Source organism: Bacillus nitratireducens, assembly GCF_036320425.1.
In the GTDB taxonomy this organism is placed as follows: domain Bacteria; phylum Bacillota; class Bacilli; order Bacillales; family Bacillaceae_G; genus Bacillus_A; species Bacillus_A nitratireducens.
The window spans coordinates 24,009-40,594 of the sequence record NZ_JAUMJO010000012.1; the positions used below are offsets into that span (position 1 = coordinate 24,009).

Annotated in this window: 15 protein-coding genes and 2 riboswitches; of the genes, 8 read left to right on the plus strand and 7 right to left on the minus strand. The window is 35.6% G+C overall.

Annotated features, from left to right (window positions below):
- Window positions 1-58: 58 nt before the first annotated feature.
- A complete protein-coding gene (locus Q3V31_RS27725; protein ID WP_000757491.1) occupies window positions 59-1,318 on the plus strand; it encodes a multidrug effflux MFS transporter in 1,260 nt (419 codons plus the stop codon).
- A 233-nt stretch (window positions 1,319-1,551) separates the two neighbouring features.
- On the plus strand, window positions 1,552-2,055 hold the full coding sequence (locus Q3V31_RS27730; protein ID WP_000756513.1) for a hypothetical protein: 504 nt from the start codon (window positions 1,552-1,554) through the stop codon (window positions 2,053-2,055).
- Window positions 2,056-2,073: 18 nt separating this feature from the next.
- Here Q3V31_RS27730 and Q3V31_RS27735 read toward each other — a convergent pair whose 3' ends face one another.
- Window positions 2,074-2,289 carry a DUF3951 domain-containing protein gene (locus Q3V31_RS27735; RefSeq protein WP_000371400.1) on the minus strand — a complete coding sequence of 72 codons (216 nt, stop codon included), beginning with the start codon at window positions 2,287-2,289 and terminating at the stop codon, window positions 2,074-2,076.
- Window positions 2,290-2,460: 171 nt separating this feature from the next.
- A riboswitch (SAM riboswitch) is annotated at window positions 2,461-2,566 on the plus strand.
- A gap of 137 nt (window positions 2,567-2,703) precedes the next feature.
- On the opposite strand from Q3V31_RS27735, the gene Q3V31_RS27740 reads away from it, so the two are divergent.
- From Q3V31_RS27740 to Q3V31_RS27760, 5 genes are read left to right on the plus strand one after another with little or no spacing between them, the layout of a single operon-like run.
- A complete protein-coding gene (locus Q3V31_RS27740; protein ID WP_000289323.1) occupies window positions 2,704-3,621 on the plus strand; it encodes an ABC transporter permease in 918 nt (305 codons plus the stop codon).
- Between the two features lie 16 nt (window positions 3,622-3,637).
- Window positions 3,638-4,642 carry an ABC transporter permease gene (locus Q3V31_RS27745; protein WP_000501527.1) on the plus strand — a complete coding sequence of 335 codons (1,005 nt, stop codon included), beginning with the start codon at window positions 3,638-3,640 and terminating at the stop codon, window positions 4,640-4,642.
- Window positions 4,599-5,609: an ABC transporter ATP-binding protein gene (locus Q3V31_RS27750; protein ID WP_000057275.1), complete on the plus strand. Its 1,011-nt coding sequence runs from the start codon at window positions 4,599-4,601 to the stop codon at window positions 5,607-5,609. The genes Q3V31_RS27745 and Q3V31_RS27750 overlap by 44 nt, the downstream gene beginning before the upstream one ends.
- The gene (locus tag Q3V31_RS27755) at window positions 5,606-6,379 is read left to right on the plus strand and encodes an ABC transporter ATP-binding protein (protein ID WP_000205657.1); all 774 of its coding nucleotides are present in this window, start codon (window positions 5,606-5,608) and stop codon (window positions 6,377-6,379) included. Before Q3V31_RS27750 ends, Q3V31_RS27755 begins: the two co-directional genes overlap by 4 nt.
- 13 nt (window positions 6,380-6,392) lie before the next feature.
- The gene (locus Q3V31_RS27760; protein ID WP_000714124.1) at window positions 6,393-8,003 is read left to right on the plus strand and encodes a peptide ABC transporter substrate-binding protein; all 1,611 of its coding nucleotides are present in this window, start codon (window positions 6,393-6,395) and stop codon (window positions 8,001-8,003) included.
- 16 nt (window positions 8,004-8,019) lie between these two features.
- On the opposite strand, the gene Q3V31_RS27765 is transcribed toward Q3V31_RS27760, so the two are convergent.
- From Q3V31_RS27765 to proC, 5 genes are all read right to left on the minus strand, one after another.
- A complete protein-coding gene (locus Q3V31_RS27765; RefSeq protein ID WP_001221528.1) occupies window positions 8,020-8,487 on the minus strand; it encodes a YusW family protein in 468 nt (155 codons plus the stop codon).
- A 386-nt stretch (window positions 8,488-8,873) separates the two neighbouring features.
- On the minus strand, window positions 8,874-10,514 hold the full coding sequence (locus tag Q3V31_RS27775) for a peptide ABC transporter substrate-binding protein (RefSeq protein ID WP_016128208.1): 1,641 nt from the start codon (window positions 10,512-10,514) through the stop codon (window positions 8,874-8,876).
- A gap of 407 nt (window positions 10,515-10,921) precedes the next feature.
- On the minus strand, window positions 10,922-12,562 hold the full coding sequence (locus Q3V31_RS27780) for a peptide ABC transporter substrate-binding protein (protein ID WP_016128209.1): 1,641 nt from the start codon (window positions 12,560-12,562) through the stop codon (window positions 10,922-10,924).
- A gap of 132 nt (window positions 12,563-12,694) precedes the next feature.
- Window positions 12,695-12,799, minus strand: a riboswitch (SAM riboswitch).
- A gap of 154 nt (window positions 12,800-12,953) precedes the next feature.
- Window positions 12,954-13,787, minus strand: coding sequence for an aldo/keto reductase (locus tag Q3V31_RS27785; RefSeq protein WP_000176914.1), 834 nt, complete (start codon window positions 13,785-13,787; stop codon window positions 12,954-12,956).
- A gap of 1 nt (window position 13,788) precedes the next feature.
- Window positions 13,789-14,592, minus strand: a complete 804-nt coding sequence (proC, locus tag Q3V31_RS27790; RefSeq protein ID WP_016128210.1) for a pyrroline-5-carboxylate reductase — start codon at window positions 14,590-14,592, stop codon at window positions 13,789-13,791.
- A gap of 187 nt (window positions 14,593-14,779) precedes the next feature.
- On the opposite strand from proC, the gene pnuC reads away from it, so the two are divergent.
- Window positions 14,780-15,430 (plus strand): nicotinamide riboside transporter PnuC, encoded by a 651-nt coding sequence (gene pnuC, locus Q3V31_RS27795; RefSeq protein WP_000252473.1) that lies wholly within the window; start codon window positions 14,780-14,782, stop codon window positions 15,428-15,430.
- A 67-nt stretch (window positions 15,431-15,497) separates the two neighbouring features.
- On the opposite strand, the gene Q3V31_RS27800 is transcribed toward pnuC, so the two are convergent.
- Entirely contained in the window at window positions 15,498-16,349 is an 852-nt protein-coding gene (locus Q3V31_RS27800) for a GRP family sugar transporter (RefSeq protein WP_000353556.1), read from the minus strand.
- Between the last annotated feature and the right edge of the window lie 237 nt (window positions 16,350-16,586).

Consider the following 16,586-nt stretch of genomic DNA (forward strand, 5'->3'; position numbering starts at 1 on the left):
ACGTATATTTATGTTGTAACTATAATTGTTACGATTCGACATTTATATGAAAGGGTGAATGAAAAAAGTGAATGGAGTTAATCACGAAGTATATAAACCTGTAAAGACAAACAGGTTATGGATGATTCTTGTATTAGGGACACTTACGGCAATTGGGCCATTATCGATTGATATGTATTTGCCATCTTTACCGAAGTTAACAGATGATTTACAAACGGGGGCATCTCTTGCGCAGCTTACATTGACAGCTTGTTTACTTGGGCTTTCAGTGGGACAGTTATTTGTTGGTTCAATTAGTGACATTTACGGAAGACGCAAACCTCTTATTATCGCTCTTATTATTTATGTTGCTTCTTCTTTACTTTGTGCTGTTGCACCATCGATTTGGAGTTTAGTGCTTTTACGTTTCTTACAAGGTGCTTCAGGGTCTGCTGGTATCGTTATATCACGTGCAATGGTACGCGATATGTATTCAGGTTCTGAAATGACGAAGTTTTTCTCACTGCTTATGTTAGTAAACGGAGCAGCGCCTATTTTGGCACCGATTATTGGAGGGCAATTATTACAGTTCACATCATGGCGCGGCGTTTTTATCGTTCTTGGAGCAATTAGTGTATTCATGCTAATATCAGCTACTTTCGTATTACGTGAAACATTACCTCTTGAAGAAAGAGAGACAGGTGGATTATCAGGAACGCTTGCAACATACGGAAAGCTTCTGAAAGATCGTTTATTTATGGGATATGCATTGTCGCAAGGATTAGTAACAGCAGCAATGTTTGCTTATATTTCTGGTTCACCGTTCGTGTTGCAAAATATATACGGGGCATCACCACAACAGTTTAGTTTGTTCTTTGCAATTAACGGTATTGGTATTATTATTGCTAGCCAAGTTACTGGCCGCTTAGCGGGGAAAGTTAATGAGAAAACTTTATTTGTTGCGGGTATTATTATTGCGGCTGTTGGCGGTCTGTCGTTACTACTTACAATCGTATTAGGAATAGGGCTAATCGGTGTTTTATGCTCGCTATTTCTTGTTGTATCAAGTGTTGGGGTTGTATCAACAACCGGCTTCTCGTTAGCGATGAGAAATCAAAAACAAGCAGCAGGAACAGCATCAGCTTTACTAGGTTTATTGCAGTTTATTTCAGGAGCACTTGTAGCACCGCTAGTAGGTATTGGTGGAAGCAATACAGCACTTCCTATGGGTGTTGTTATAGCTCTTTGTGAAATTGGTGCTGTGTTATGTTATTTATTCATGGCAAAAAGAAGTGAAAAGCAGTTTGAACTGCAACAAAGACAAAATTTAGAGGCTTAATTCATAAAAAGAGCTGATTCAAACATGTTTTGAATCAGCTCTTTTTTCATTTCTTTGAAATAACTCATGCAAAAGTTACTTGCATAAAGTGACGATACTGTGACAAAAATGTGGGTATATATATTAAGAAATCATCTTAAGTACAAAATTTAGGATGTTCTCGGTATAATAAAACAAGTGGAGATAAAAGAAACTATAATTAGAAGTAGCTGTAGATAAAAGGAGAATTGAAGATGAAGAAGGTTTTGGGTATTGCTGTAATGGGAGGTATGCTCCTTCTAGCAGGGTGTAATGGAAATAAAGATACGAAAGAACCGAAAGAAAAGGTAGAGCAATCTACTGAACAAACAGAAGAGATGAAAGAATACCTTGCAGTACATGAAAAATATGATATAAAAATGAACAAAGAAATCAATAAAGCATTACAGTTATTTGAAGTGGCAAAAGAAAAGGGCGGTAAGGAAATAACGAATGCTAAATATAAGGAAGACGTGCAAAAGGTAACAACGAGCATGTTAGAAGATATTGATCATATACGTAAAGAAATTCGTGTTCCAAAGTCGAAAGAGCAAGAGCATGAGGTATACGCTGGTTTCTTGGATGAATCGGAACAAGCGATGAAAAAATTACAGAAGTTAGCTAAAGAAGAAGATTCATCGTTGATTCGTGATATAGAAATTAACTTTGCAACAGCATCCACATACTATAAACGTTTTCAAACAGAGGCCCAAAAATAACCTTGCGCATGCGCAAGGTTATTTTTTCTTCTTACCATCTCCGTCTTCATCCTCGGATACCAATACCTTCTGTTCTTCGTGAAATTCCGAAATTGTTTGTCCAGTAATATTATCGAATGGAGTATAAAAAGAAGTGATACGTTTCTTCTTAATGAAGAGTTTGTAGAAGCCGATGGTTACGAGTATGACAATTGTTAATGGCAATCCTATGGTGGCTAGAAGTAAGGGATCCATCTTATAACTCCTTTAAGGTAATTAATTTTATTATAGGTTAAAGTAGTGACTTTAAGAAATAATACCATTAAAAACTGATTTTTCTAAATATATCCAATTTGATTGACTTTTCTTTTTTTCAGAATTATAATTCGAAATATACAATTTGAACCAAATAATAATATAGCAATTTACTTATCCAGAGAGGTAGAGGGACTGGCCCTATGACACCTCAGCAGCGGGTTCTGTAGTAGGAACACCGTGCTAATTCCAGCAAGCAAGGCTTGAAAGATAAGTGATGGGCATAGTTTTATTAAGCCTTGATCTTATTTTTTAAGATCAAGGCTTTTTGTGTTTTAAGAAGTGGAGAAGGAGTAATGGGAACAAATATGTCAATAAAACAAAGTAAATTCATTTGTTTAGGGGGTTATTGAAGTGTATGTTATTAAAAAACTATCGGTTATGGTATTTACACTATGGGTTATTACGACAGTAACATTTTTAATTATGCATATTATTCCAGGGGATCCATTTTCGTCAGATGCGAAAATCTTTCCTGAAGAAGTGATACAAAACATGAGAGCGAAGTATCACCTTGATGAACCGTTATGGAATCAGTATGTTGCTTATTTGGATGGGGTAGTTCATTTTGATTTTGGTGAATCTGTTCAATCGACAGGTCAAGGTGTATCGGAAATTATAACAACCGGTTTTGGACCGTCAGCAATTATTGGTTTACAAGCACTTGTTATTTCATTGTTAGTCGGAATTGCCGCAGGTACATTTGCCGCGCTATATCATGGGAAAGTGATTGATTATAGTGTGAGCTTGCTTGCGATTCTCGGTATTTCCATTCCTAGTTTTATTTTAGCGCCACTCTTTATACAAGTATTCGCCATCCAATTTGAATTACTACCAGTGGCGTCTTGGGGAACCTTCGAGCATACTGTATTACCTTCCTTCGCATTAGCGTTAGGACCAATCGCGGTTATTACAAGGTTTGTTCGCTCTAATATGATTGAAGTGTTGCAGAGTGATTATATTAAGCTAGCGAGAGCGAAAGGTATACCAATTAAGAAAATCATTATAAGACATGCTCTTCGAAATGCAATTGTTCCGGTACTTACATTTGTTGGCCCATTAATGGCTGGACTTTTAACAGGAACTTTCGTTATTGAAAAAATATTTTCAATTCCTGGTTTAGGAAAATATTTTGTAGATAGTATTTTTAACCGAGATTATCCGGTAATTATGGGAACAACCATTTTCTATAGTTCGCTATTAATTGTATGTATTTTTATTACAGATATCATTCATCGTATTGTTGATCCGCGTATTCGTTCTATTACGTAAGGAGGGGAATGTTTAAATGGGGGCTTATGAAATTAATGACCAGTTATTAACGAATGAAGAGAAAAAAGAATTAACGATAAATAAAGATCAGCAAACGATTAGCCGAAAAAAGGAAGTGTTTCGCAAGTTCATATCAAACCCTATAGCAGTTTTAGGGGCAGTGACGTTATTACTAATTATTGTTTTCTCGCTTATTGGCGAAAGTTTAACGTCATTTACTGCGAGTGAACAAGTAAAAGAAGCAACTAATTTACCGCCTAGTAGTGAGCATTGGTTCGGAACAGATGATTTAGGAAGAGACATATGGGCGCGTACTTGGGCTGGTGGGAAAATTTCACTAACAGTTGGATTGGTAGCGGCAGCTCTTGATATAGGGCTCGGTGTACTTATCGGAGGGTTCAGTGGATACGTGAGAGGGCGTAATCGTCTTGGAACGTTAATTGATGAGTGGATTATAAGAGGAATTGAAGTGTTATACGGTATCCCATATTTATTAATTGTTATTTTATTATTAATCGTTATGAAACCAGGACTTTTTACAATTATAATCGCCCTTGCGTTAACGGGATGGATTGGCATGGCACGTCTCATTAGAGCGCAAGTCTTATCTTTAAAGCAAAGAGAATTTGTTATCGCAGCAGAGCGATTAGGTACATCTCATATGAAAATTATATATGGGCATTTAATTCCAAACTTAACGGGGATTATTATCGTAAATTTATCATTTACAATTCCAGCAGCTATTTTCTCAGAATCATTTTTAAGCTTTATCGGACTTGGAGTACAATCACCAGCGGCAAGCTGGGGCACGATGACGAACGATGCACTTGGGACGTTACTAAGCGGAGAATGGTGGCAACTATTCTTCCCGGCAATCATGATTGCACTCATCATGTTCGCATTTAATGCAATTGGTGATGGTTTGCAAGATGCGATTGATCCGAAAATCGTAAAACGTAATCGAAAGGAGAAAAAACATGGCACAAATCTTATCTTTAGAAAACGTAACGTTGGCCGTTGAAAAAGAGAATAGTAAGCAAGCAATTGTGAAGCATGTTTCCTTTTCTATTAACGAAGGTGAAATAGTTGCACTTGTCGGAGAAAGTGGTTCAGGGAAAAGTGTTACAGCACAATCAATTATCGGCTTAAATCAAGAGTCAATTCATATTGATGATGGAAATGTATCTTTCCAATCAAAGGAATTAACTAATTTACAAGAATCAGAATGGAATCAAATTCGCGGGAAAGATATTTCTTTTATCTTTCAAGACCCGCTTTCATCTTTAAATCCGACGATGAAGGTCGGAAGGCAAATTACAGAAGTAATTTTGCAGCATGAAAAGAAATCGAAGAAAGAGGCAAAAGAAATTGCAATTAACTTACTAAATGATTTAGGCATACATGAAGCAGAGAAACGCTTTGAACAATACCCGTATCAGTTAAGCGGTGGTATGAGGCAACGTATTTGTTTGGCCATTGCGTTTTCATGTCACCCGAAGCTCGTTATTGCAGATGAACCTACAACGGCATTAGATGTAACGATTCAAAAGCAAATTATGGGATTATTAAAAGAGCGAAAAGAAAAACAAAATACGAGTATTTTATTAATTACTCACGATTTGGCGCTTGTACGTGAAGTAGCTGACCGGGTGGTAGTTATGTACGGGGGCCGTGTTGTTGAAAAAGGGACGATACAAGAAGTAATAGGTTCACCTAAGCATCCGTATACAAAAAGTTTATTACAAGCAATTCCGAATATGGACGATTCCGAAAAAGTATTACGTGCTATAGAAGGAACGACACCTTCCATTGAAACGTTAAATAGCTTTGGTTGTCCTTTTGTAAATCGTTGCCCAGAAGCGATAAAAGAATGTATTCATCGCTTCCCAGAGAGAACGACATATTCTGAGGAGCATAGCTCACATTGCTGGCAACATATTCTGGAGCATAATAAACCGAAATCAAAAGAGAAGGTGAATGCCTCATGACGACAGATTTAATTACTGTTAAGCAAGTAACGAAAACGTATGGAAGTAAACATAAGGAAATCGCAGCGTTAAAAGATATATCACTTTCTATCCCAAAAGGAACAACGCTTGGCATTATTGGAGAAAGTGGTTCTGGAAAGACAACACTTGGAAAATTAATTGCTGGAATTGAAAAGCCAACATCTGGTGAGATTGATTACAACGGTCAAGTTGTTCATAAGCTGAAATCAGCGAATAAACGCAATTTCTTACAGAGAGTACAGTTCATTTTTCAAGATTCCACAGCTGCATTAAATCCGCGCTGGAAAGTGCGCGATATCGTAACAGAAGGCTATATTTCATTCGGTTTAGGCGATAAAGGATTGAAAGATAAAGTCGCAGGTGATGCACTAGAGCGTGTTGGATTAGATAGACGATATATTGATCGATATCCACACGAATTTAGCGGAGGACAACGTCAACGTATTGCCATTGCAAGAGCGCTATTGTGTGAGCCAGAAGTATTAATCCTTGATGAACCAATTTCAGCATTAGATGTTTCATTGCAAATTCAAATTGTACATTTGCTGCAAAAGATTCAAAAGGAACAAGGCTATACATACTTATTTATCGCGCACGATTTGCCGATGGTTCACTATTTATGTGAAAAAGTGGCTGTCCTATATAAAGGAGAACTTGTTGAATTTGGAAATACGGACGAAGTATTCCGTAATCCACAACATTCTTATACGAAAACATTATTAGCATCAACACCAAAAATTTCAGGTTAAAGGGGAATGTAAAATGAAGAAGTTTTTATTATTTGTCATTATGACCGTATTAGCAATTACTTCTGTCGCTTGCGGTAAGAAAGAGACGCAAAAGGCGAGCGCTGGTAAGGGAGAGGGAGATCGATTAGTAACGAATATTAGCAGTGATCCTTATACGCTTGATTCTGCCATTGCGACAGATAGCACGTCGGGTTACATAATTGGACAGTTGTTTTCAAGTTTATATACGCAAGATAGTGATGGGAAATATCAAAATGAATTGGCAGAGAAAGAAGAAGTAAATGCTGATGGAACTGAATATACAATTCATTTGAAGAAAGATATTAAATGGTCAGATGGTTCTCCTATTACAGCAAGTGATTTTGAGTTCGCATGGAAGCGATTATTAAACCCGAAAACAGGTTCTATGAATGCGACAGAAATGTATTTTATTAAAGGTGCAGAGGCATATAATACTGGAAAAGGTGAAGAAGGACAAGTTGGTATTCAAGTTGTTGAACCTCAAACATTAAAGGTAACACTTGAACACCCAGTTGCTTCTATTAAACAAAAATTAGCAAGTTCATTATTTATTCCATTATCTAAAAAATCAATTGATGATAATAATAAATTAAAAACAGATCCAAAAGAGTTAATTACAAACGGACCATTCACATTAAAAGAATGGAAGCATAACCAAGCTATTACAGTACAAAAAAATAAAGAATACTATGATAAAAAGGTAACATTAAAAGAAATTGAGTTTCGTATTATTCCAGATTCTAAAACAGCGTACCAATTGTACAAGTCAAAAGAATTAGATTTACTAAGTGGTTTACCACAAGAGATGATTGAAAAAGAAAAAGGGAACAAAGAATATAAGCGTGTTGCAGGATTTTCATCTTATATTTATTCGTTTAATGTAGAAAAAGAGCCGTTTACAAATGCAAAAGTACGTAAAGCATTTTCATTAGCAGTTGATCGTAAGTTTATCGTTGAAAAACTGTATAAAAATAACGCACAAGAAGCATATGCATTCGTTCCAGAAGGAGCAAAAACACAAGGTGGTCGTGATTTCCGTAAAGAAAAAGGCGATTACGTAAAATTCGATTCAGCAGAAGCGAAAAAATTATTAGAAGAGGGCATGAAAGAGCAAGGTTGGTCTACATTACCTGAAGTAACATTAAAATTCACTACAGATACACAACATAAAAAAGTAGCAGAAGCAATGCAAGAAATGTTTAAGAAAAATCTTGGTGTAGATATTAAATTAGAAAATAAAGAGTGGAAGAGTTACATCGACACATATAAGCAAAGTGATTTCCAATTAGCTTATATGGGATGGGGCGGCTCTCTATTGGATCCGATTACTAAACTAGATTTATATGCAGGTGATGGTCCAAACAACTATGCAAAATGGCATAATAAAGAATTTGATGCATTAATCAAAGAAGCAGAAGTTGAACAAAACGAAGATAAGCGTTTTGACTTATTGCATAAAGCAGAAGATATTATGTTTGATGATACACCATTAATCCCAATTATTTTCCCAAGTGCTTCGTATTTACAAAAATCATCAGTATCTGGCGTCCAATTCATTATTGGGTCTAGTCCAGAACTAAGATATGCAAAAATAAAGAAGTAGGCAATCGCCTACTTCTTTATTTTATTTCTCTTTTATATTCTTTTTTCGTTCCATCAGAGAAGACAACTTCTAAATCGAATTTTTGGTAGTCTTTATCAAGTTTGAACACGTTTACTACTTGATCAATTACTTCTTGGTCAGGAGTATCTTTATCAAATTTTAATTCTTGTAGAAGTGGGCTTAATTTTGTAATAGCCTCGTCGCCTGTTAATTTTACATCTGCTTTATGGTCTTCAACCTTTGCTTCCATTTTTTTATCGGCTGCTACATTTTTATAATCAGCTTCGTAGTCTTTCTTCGTATCTTGATAGTCTGCTTTTAAATCAAATTCATTAAAGTTTAGTTTTAAATCTGCAGGAGCCTCTTTTTTTGCTTCTTCAGTCGTTTTCTTATTAGAAGTTGTATCTTCTTTTGCAGGAGCTTTACATCCTGTTAATGCAGGTACTAGCATAAGTGCTAATAAAGCTGATAGTAAAATTCTCATTATAAATTCCTCCTTATGTAACTTCTTTCTATACAAGTTTTTCCTAATTTCATGTAATTATGTATAAACCAAATGAATTATTTACTTAAGGGGGACACATGCTTATGTATTAATTAAATTGAAAAAAATGGTATGTATATAGGCATTTCAAACAATCGGCGAATTATTTCCCGCAACATATGCAGCAAATGGTTATTACACAATAATATTTGGCGGAGCTGGTTTAGAGAAAAATACTATTTCATTATTAATTATATTAATTACACAATTGGTAGCATTGATTACTTTGTCTATAAAAGGAATGGTAAAGGGAAGAAGCTCTGTAGTTAAAGAAGTGTAAAGTAAAAAAGGTATCCCACGAAGGATACCTTTTTTATTAGTACTTATTATTTTGCAACTTCTGTCCATTTGTAGTTAAACTCACCGCCGAAGTCAGTTGTTACAAGTCCTTTAATGAATCCGCGTTGTAGATAAGAGCGACCTTGTTGGTATAAAGGAGCGACAGCACCATCTTGTAATAGGATTTTTTCAGCTTGCTTCATTGCTTCAAAGCGAGCCTTTTCATCACCAGCTAAATCTGTTTTCACTTTATGAATGAGCTCATCGTACTCTTTGTTAGAGTATTTATCGAAGTTATAAGCACTATCTGTTGTAAATAAATCTAAGAATGTAATTGGATCAGCGAAGTCAGGGCCCCAGCCATCAATTCCAATTTCATAATCACCACTTAATAGTAGTTTCAACTGTTGTTTACGTGGTTGTGGTTTTAAATTCACTGTTAATCCATCTAGGTTCTTTTCTAGTTCACCTTTTAAATATTCGCCAGTCTTTTTAGCTAGAGCATTATCGCTTGTTAATAGTTCAATTGTTACTTTGTCAGTACCAAGTTCTTGCTTTGCTTTTTTCCAGTTTTCTTTCGCTGTTTTCACATCATCTTTGACTAGATTTCCGTTTTCTTTACGGAAGTCATTACCGTCTGGACTTTTTGCGAATTTCGCAGGAACCATTCCTTCTGCTGGGATTGCACCGTTATTTAAAATTGTTTCTACGTACGCTTTTTTATTCATTGCACCGTTAATAGCAAGGCGTGCATGTTGATTTTTTAATACTGTATTTTTCTGATTTAGTCGTAAGAATTGAATGCCGACTTCAGCGCGTTCCTTGAAGTTTGGATCACCTTTATATTTATCAACAAACTCCGCAGTTAAAGCAACACGGTCAATTTGTCCTGAATCATATAAGTTAACTTCTGTAGACTTATCTTTAACGACATTGAAGTTGATTTCTTCTAATTTTACAGTTTTAGCATCCCAATAGTTAGGATTCTTCTTCAATTGGAAGCTTTGTTCGTGTTTCCAGTTATCTAATGTGAAAGCACCATTGTAAATTAAATGATTTGTTTCTAAACCGTATTTATCGCCTTGAGATTTTAAATAGTCTTCATTAATTGGTAAGAATGTTGAGAATGTCGTTAAGCTTAAGAAGTAGGGAACAGGACGATCTAGTTGTACTTCTAAAGTTTTGTCATCAAGAGCTTTGATGCCTAATTGATCAACTGGTAATTGTTTTTGGTTTATTTGTTTTGCATTCTGTATATCGAAGAATAAGAATGCATATTCAGCTGCTGTTTCAGGGTTTACGGCACGTTGCCAAGCGAAGACAAAGTCTTTTGCTGTTACAGGAGTACCGTTTGACCATTTTGAATCACGCAGGTGGAATGTATATTTTGTTTTATCGGGACTTACGTCAACCGACTCAGCAACACCAGGAATCGGTTTATTATCTTCTCCCATTGCATATAAACCTTCGAAAACATTTCGCATTACGTTCATGGATTCCCCATCCGTTGCTTTTGCAACATCCATTGTTGGAATTTCTGAAGCAAATGATAAGTTAATCGCTTGTTTATCAGGTGCTTTATCGTTCGCTTTTGCTCCGCCTGCATTATCTTTATTTCCCCCGCAAGCAGTTAGTAGTAGACTTGCCCCTAAAACAGATGCAACAACAGGTACAACTTTTTTCTTCATTGTTCTTTCCTCCCTAAATGTGTTGTTCGTAACGTCATAATGTCCATGTCTTGAAGTGTAGCTATAGAAGAAGAGAAAACCTATTCTAAATATGTGTATATAGGTAATCAGGTGTTCTATATGTATATACATGTTGAACTATAATCTGGCGTTATATGTTTCAACTTTGTAGACATTATATTTTGATGGTTAAATATTTTGTTTCTTTGATTATTTAGAATATTAACACTGGAAAGAACTATATGTCAATAATAAAAATAGATTGTTAATTTCTTAGAATAATATATTAAAAAAGCAGATTTCCTCGTATTGGGGAACCTGCTTTTAATATGTTTTGCTAAAAAAACAATTGGTACGGGCTAATAATCAGTGGGGATGAAGAAAAAACCACTGATTAAAGTTTCACTTTATTTTTCAATTTTTGCCCACTTGAAGTTTAATTGGCCTGCAAAGTCTACTTGTACAATTCCTTTCACATAAGAACGTTCTAAATAAGATTCGCCTTTTTGGTAAAGAGGAGCGATAACAGAGTCTTTAAATAATATTTTCTCGGATGCTAGTAATGCGTCCCAGCGAGCTTTTTCATCACCAGCTAAAGTTGTTTTCACTTTTGCTATTGTTTCATCGAATTCCTTATTAGAGTAATGGTCTAAGTTGTAAGGGTTATTCGTTGTAAATAACTCAAGGAATGTAATTGGATCCGCAAAGTCAGGGCTCCAACCGTCAATTCCAATCTCGTAGTCACCTTTTAATAAAAGTGAAACTTGTTGTTTACGTGGTTGCGGTTTTATATTTACTGTTAAGCCATCTAAATTCTTTTCTAGTTGTCCTTTTAGGAACTCACCAGTTTTCTTCTCAAGGTCACCATCACTTGTTAATAATTCTAATGTTATCTTTTCAGAACCAAGTTCTTTTTTTGCTTTTTTCCATAATTCTTGTGCAGATGTTGTATCAACTTTTGTTAAATCGCCGTTTGCAGTACGGAAGTCTTTTCCATCAGGCCCTTTTGCAAAGTTTTTCGGCACGAGACTCAAGGTTGGTGTAGAGCCGTCATTTAATAACGTATTTACAAAGGATTTTCGATCAATTGTTTGAGCAATTGCTTGGCGTGCAGAAACGTTTTGAAGTACTTTGTTTTGTTGATTCATACGTAAAAACTGTACCCCTACGTTTGGACGTTCTTTAAAGTTAGCATCCTTTTTATATTTATCAACGAAGTCAGATGTTAGTTTGATACGATCTAATTGTTTTGACTCGAATAAATTTACTTCTGTAGATTTTTCTTTTACGACGTTAAAATTGATTTCTTCCAGTTTGACAGTATCTTTATCCCAATAGGTAGGGTTTTTCTTGAATTTAAAGCTTTGTTCGTGCTTCCAATCGCTTAGTGTAAAAGCTCCGTTGTACAAGATTGTATTATCTTCTAAAGCGTACTTATCACCTTGTGCTTTAAAGAATTCCTCGTTAATTGGTAGAAATGTTGGGAACGCTGTTAAGCTAATAAAGTACGGAACAGGACGTTCTAATTCTACCTCAAACGTATGGGCATCAATTGCTTTTACACCAAGTTGATCGGCTGGAAGTTCTTTGTTGTTAATTTTTGTTGCATTTTTAATATCAAAGAATAGAAATGCGTATTCAGAGGCTGTCGCTGGATCGACAGCTCTTTGCCAAGCAAAGACAAAGTCTTTCGCTGTAACAGGAGTGCCGTTTGACCATTTTGAATCTCGCAGGTGGAATGTGTATTTCGTTTTATCGCCACTTACTTCATGAGATTTTGCAACACCAGGGACAGGTTTGTTACCTTCACCAAGATTATACAAACCTTCAAATACGTTTCTCATTACTTGACCAGAATCAGTATCTGTAGCACGAGCTGTATCCATTGTTCGTATTTCAGTAGGTGAAGATAAGTTTAAAACCTGCTTACTAGGCGCCTCGTCTTTTGCATTTGCTCCGCTTGCTTCGTTTTTATAACTACCGCAACCAGTTAATAAAATACTTACTCCTACAACTGATGCAATACCGGGTACAAACTTCTTTTTCATTTGATTTTCCTCCTAAATAATTAAGTTTGGATGATGATGAGGGAAATGAAAAATAAAAAATCCCTCTTTTCGTATTGAGAAAGAGGGATTTTTACGTACAAGTTATGCACCCGTATATAAACGAAGTCCCTCATTCTATCTTTCAAGCACAAAGCTTGCAGGAAGTGGCACAGTATTCAAAATGAACCTGTTGCCGAGGTTTCAAAGGGCCAGTCCCTCCACCTCTCTTGATACAATGAGTAAACGAATAAATTTTATTAATTTTTGTGTTTCTTTGATAATTCAAAATCTTACACCTTAGATAATGAAGTGTCAATCAAATGGAATATAGTTTAAATTTTCAGTTTTATTAAAAATAAAGAAACCACTGCATATGGCAGTGGTTTCCTTATTAGAAGTTAAAGTTATCCGGATCTGGACCAACGCGGTGATTTTCATTTAAAGCTTGAATTGCTTTCATATCATCCGAGCTTAATTCAAAATCAAAGATGTTCGCATTTTCAATGATGCGGTGTTCTTTAATTGATTTAGGAATCGTTACAACTTCATTTTGTAGATCCCAGCGTAGAATCACTTGTGCAGTCGATTTATTATATTTTGTAGCAATTTCTTGTAATGTTGGGTGATCTAGTAGTTGTCCTTGCATTAATGGTGACCAAGCTTCAAGCTGAATACCATGCTCTTTACAGAAAGTGTGCAATTCTTCTTGTGCTAAACGTGGATGGTATTCCACTTGGTTAACCATAGGCTTAATTTCAGCAATTTCAAATACGTCTTGCAAATGGTGAATATGGAAATTACTCACACCAATAGCGCGTACACGACCATCTTTATAAAGTTGCTCTAAAGCTTTCCATGATTCAGTGTATTTTCCTTTTACAGGCCAATGTACTAAATATAAATCTAAATATTCTAGACCTAATTTTTCTAATGTAGTTTCAAATGCTTGTAATGTTGATTCGTAACCTTGATCACTATTCCATACTTTTGATGTGATAAATAATTCTTCACGTGGAATACCTGATTCACGGATTGCTTGTCCAACGCCTTCTTCATTTTTATATATGGCAGCTGTATCGATACTACGGTATCCATTTTTAATAGCTGCTTTTACAGAATCAATTACTTCTGATCCGTCTTCTACTTTAAAAACACCTAAACCGAACCAAGGCATTTTTACGCCGTTATGTAATGTTGTGTAGTCGTTTAAACTTGTTAAAGTCATATTAATTCCCCCTAGCTTTTTTGTTTGTTGCTTCTACTGCCTTTTGAATTGCCTCTGAAAAATTATATTCATATAAAGCTTTGAGACCTTCAGCTGTGGAACCGCCTGGTGTTGTTACTTGTTCGCGGAGGTTAGCTGGATCTTGTGTTTGTTCAAGCATAGAAGCAGAGCCAGAAATCATTTGAATGACAAGGTGTTTGGCAGTTGCTTCATCGACTCCATAACTTTTTGTTGCTTCAATTAAGCTTTCAGCAAAGTAATAAAGGAAGGCTGGTGCACTTCCAGTAACTGCAGTAAGCTGATGAACTTCTTCCTCGGTGCAAAGTTGCGAAGTACCAATGCCTCTTAAAAGCAGTTGCAGGGTTTCTTGATGCATCTCGTTTACTGATCGTCCCATTGTATATAAGGAGATAGACTTTCCAATTTCAGCAGCTGTATTTGGCATGATCCAAGCAACAGGTGTTCCCCTGGGAAGTCTTTCTTCTAAATAAGATGGGCCAATGCCAGCAGCTACCGTTACGACAAGTTGATTCGATAGTAACGGAGATAACTCTGCTAATAATTCTTCATGTGCAGAGGGCGGCATTGCTAAAACAATCGTATCAACAGATGTAACATGCTGCTTCCAATCTGTTGCAGTAGACACATTATATCGCCCTTGTAATTGTTCTAGCTTTTCTACGTTGCTTCGGTTAGAAACAATAATTTCTTCGATGTATTCTTTGCTTGTTTTAAGTAATCCGGAAAATATAGCTTCTGCCATACGACCAGCGCCAATAAATAGAATTCGATGTTTAGTTAGCATATCCTTTATTCCTTTCCAGTGGAGATATGTTATAAAAAACGATACCATTTTTAAGAGAAATTTGTAAAAAGAAAAGACTTACCGTAGATGGAATGGATAATGAGAAGGAGGAAATTCATGGTAAAGGGAAGAGCTATTCCTTATACTGGTGATAGGGAATTTATTATACATCTGGGGAGAGATGATCATGGTCAGAAGTCCACTTTTTTTACTCATTTCTAGTATTATTTGCGTATTGGTTGGATTTTATATTCAATCGAGTTATATTGAAATTTTTGCATCGGTTATGGGGATTATTAATGTTTGGTTATTAGCGAGGGAAAGGGTATCTAACTTTTTGTTTGGCATGATTACGGTTGCGGTATTTCTGTATATTTTCATCACGCAAGGTTTATATGCAATGGCAGTATTGGCAGCCTTTCAATTTATATTTAATGTATATGGTTGGTATTATTGGATTGCACGTAGTGGGGAGGAAGAGGTAAAAGCAACAGTTCGTTTAGGTGTAAAAGGGTGGACTATTTATATAATCTTTATGTTAGTTGCTTGGATTGGTTGGGGCTATTATCAAATCCGTTATTTAGAATCAACTAGTCCATATTTAGACGCTTTAAATGCTGTACTAGGATTAGTAGCTCAATTTATGCTAAGTCGAAAAATTTTAGAAAACTGGTATTTATGGATTTTGTATAACGTGGTTAGCATTGTGATTTATATTTCCACAGGTTTATACGTCATGCTAATATTAGCTGTTATTAATCTCTTTATATGTGTAGCTGGTTTGCTAGAGTGGAAGAACAACTATAAAAAACAAGTGCATGTAAATAATTATATTTAGAAAACAATTGGAAGAGAAAAACCCCTGAAGCACATATACTTCAGGGGTTTATTAATAGAATATAAGCTTATGCTTTCGTCATACCAAGCAATACAGCGCCACCGATAATTAAAACACTACCTAGTGCAATAAAGATCAATTGACGTTTTGTTTTCTTTTCACCTAAGAATACAATCGCACCGAATGTTGAGATAACGATTCCAGTTTGAGATAATGGGAAGCTTGTTGCTACTCCGACACGTGGTAATGAAAGAAGTAAGAATAAGTTTCCAGTTCCCCATAGTAAACCAGATAAAGCATTACGCATTGCATATTTGTTAAATGGTTTATGTTTAGATGTCAGTACAACCGCACCAACAAACATACCAACTGCTTGTGGTAAAATAGCAGACCAACCATCGATATTATACCAACGAATAATAATTACATATACAAGGTAGCCGAAAGTAGAAACAATTAAAGTAAGAAGTCCTTTTTTCAATTGTCCTGGTGGCTGTGCATTTTCTTTGTCGTCTAGTGATGTGAATACAACACCAACTACGATTAATAGGATTGCAATCGTTCCCAGAACAATCGTTGTTGTTGTAGTCCACTCACGGAAAGCGATAACCCCAAAGATAGAAGTTGCAACAAGTTGCATACCAGTAGAAATCGTTACAGTAGTTGAAACACCTAATTTTTCAACTGTTTTTAATTGGTTTACTTGTCCTAAAGCCCAGAATAAACCTGAAATAAAACCAACAATTAAGACTGTCATTGTTAAAACTGGTTGAGTAAATACATACATAACTGTTGCGAAGAATAGAGCACCGATTGTCATACCTACCGTTTGGCTATATGCACCACCGCCCATTTTTACGCTTACTAATAAGATGTTTCCCCATGCGATTGCAGGAAGAAGCGCTAATAAAATGTCCATTACAAGACTCCCTTCGGTTTTCTATACCAATATAATTACATATCGTTCTAACGATCGGTAATGCCCCACTAATAGAGTAGAAGATTACCGATCGCTAAAACAGGATGAAGAACTTACGATATAAATGCGTTTTCATTTCTTCATTTTTTGAAACACCTCCATATAATAACAGGAAATTGCCTATTTTAGAAAGTGAATTCAAATAAAATGTATATTTTAATAAGGGGTAAAATTCAG

Coding starts and splice junctions, on each gene's coding strand:
- Q3V31_RS27725 (WP_000757491.1), top strand. CDS start 59: ATGAAAAAAGTGAATGGAGTTAATCACGAAGTATATAAACCTGTAAAG.
- Q3V31_RS27730 (WP_000756513.1), top strand. CDS start 1,552: ATGAAGAAGGTTTTGGGTATTGCTGTAATGGGAGGTATGCTCCTTCTA.
- Q3V31_RS27735 (WP_000371400.1), bottom strand. CDS start 2,289: ATGGATCCCTTACTTCTAGCCACCATAGGATTGCCATTAACAATTGTC.
- Q3V31_RS27745 (WP_000501527.1), top strand. CDS start 3,638: ATGGGGGCTTATGAAATTAATGACCAGTTATTAACGAATGAAGAGAAA.
- Q3V31_RS27750 (WP_000057275.1), top strand. CDS start 4,599: ATGGCACAAATCTTATCTTTAGAAAACGTAACGTTGGCCGTTGAAAAA.
- Q3V31_RS27755 (WP_000205657.1), top strand. CDS start 5,606: ATGACGACAGATTTAATTACTGTTAAGCAAGTAACGAAAACGTATGGA.
- Q3V31_RS27760 (WP_000714124.1), top strand. CDS start 6,393: ATGAAGAAGTTTTTATTATTTGTCATTATGACCGTATTAGCAATTACT.
- Q3V31_RS27765 (WP_001221528.1), bottom strand. CDS start 8,487: ATGAGAATTTTACTATCAGCTTTATTAGCACTTATGCTAGTACCTGCA.
- Q3V31_RS27775 (WP_016128208.1), bottom strand. CDS start 10,514: ATGAAGAAAAAAGTTGTACCTGTTGTTGCATCTGTTTTAGGGGCAAGT.
- Q3V31_RS27780 (WP_016128209.1), bottom strand. CDS start 12,562: ATGAAAAAGAAGTTTGTACCCGGTATTGCATCAGTTGTAGGAGTAAGT.
- Q3V31_RS27785 (WP_000176914.1), bottom strand. CDS start 13,787: ATGACTTTAACAAGTTTAAACGACTACACAACATTACATAACGGCGTA.
- proC (WP_016128210.1), bottom strand. CDS start 14,592: ATGCTAACTAAACATCGAATTCTATTTATTGGCGCTGGTCGTATGGCA.
- pnuC (WP_000252473.1), top strand. CDS start 14,780: ATGGTCAGAAGTCCACTTTTTTTACTCATTTCTAGTATTATTTGCGTA.
- Q3V31_RS27800 (WP_000353556.1), bottom strand. CDS start 16,349: ATGGACATTTTATTAGCGCTTCTTCCTGCAATCGCATGGGGAAACATC.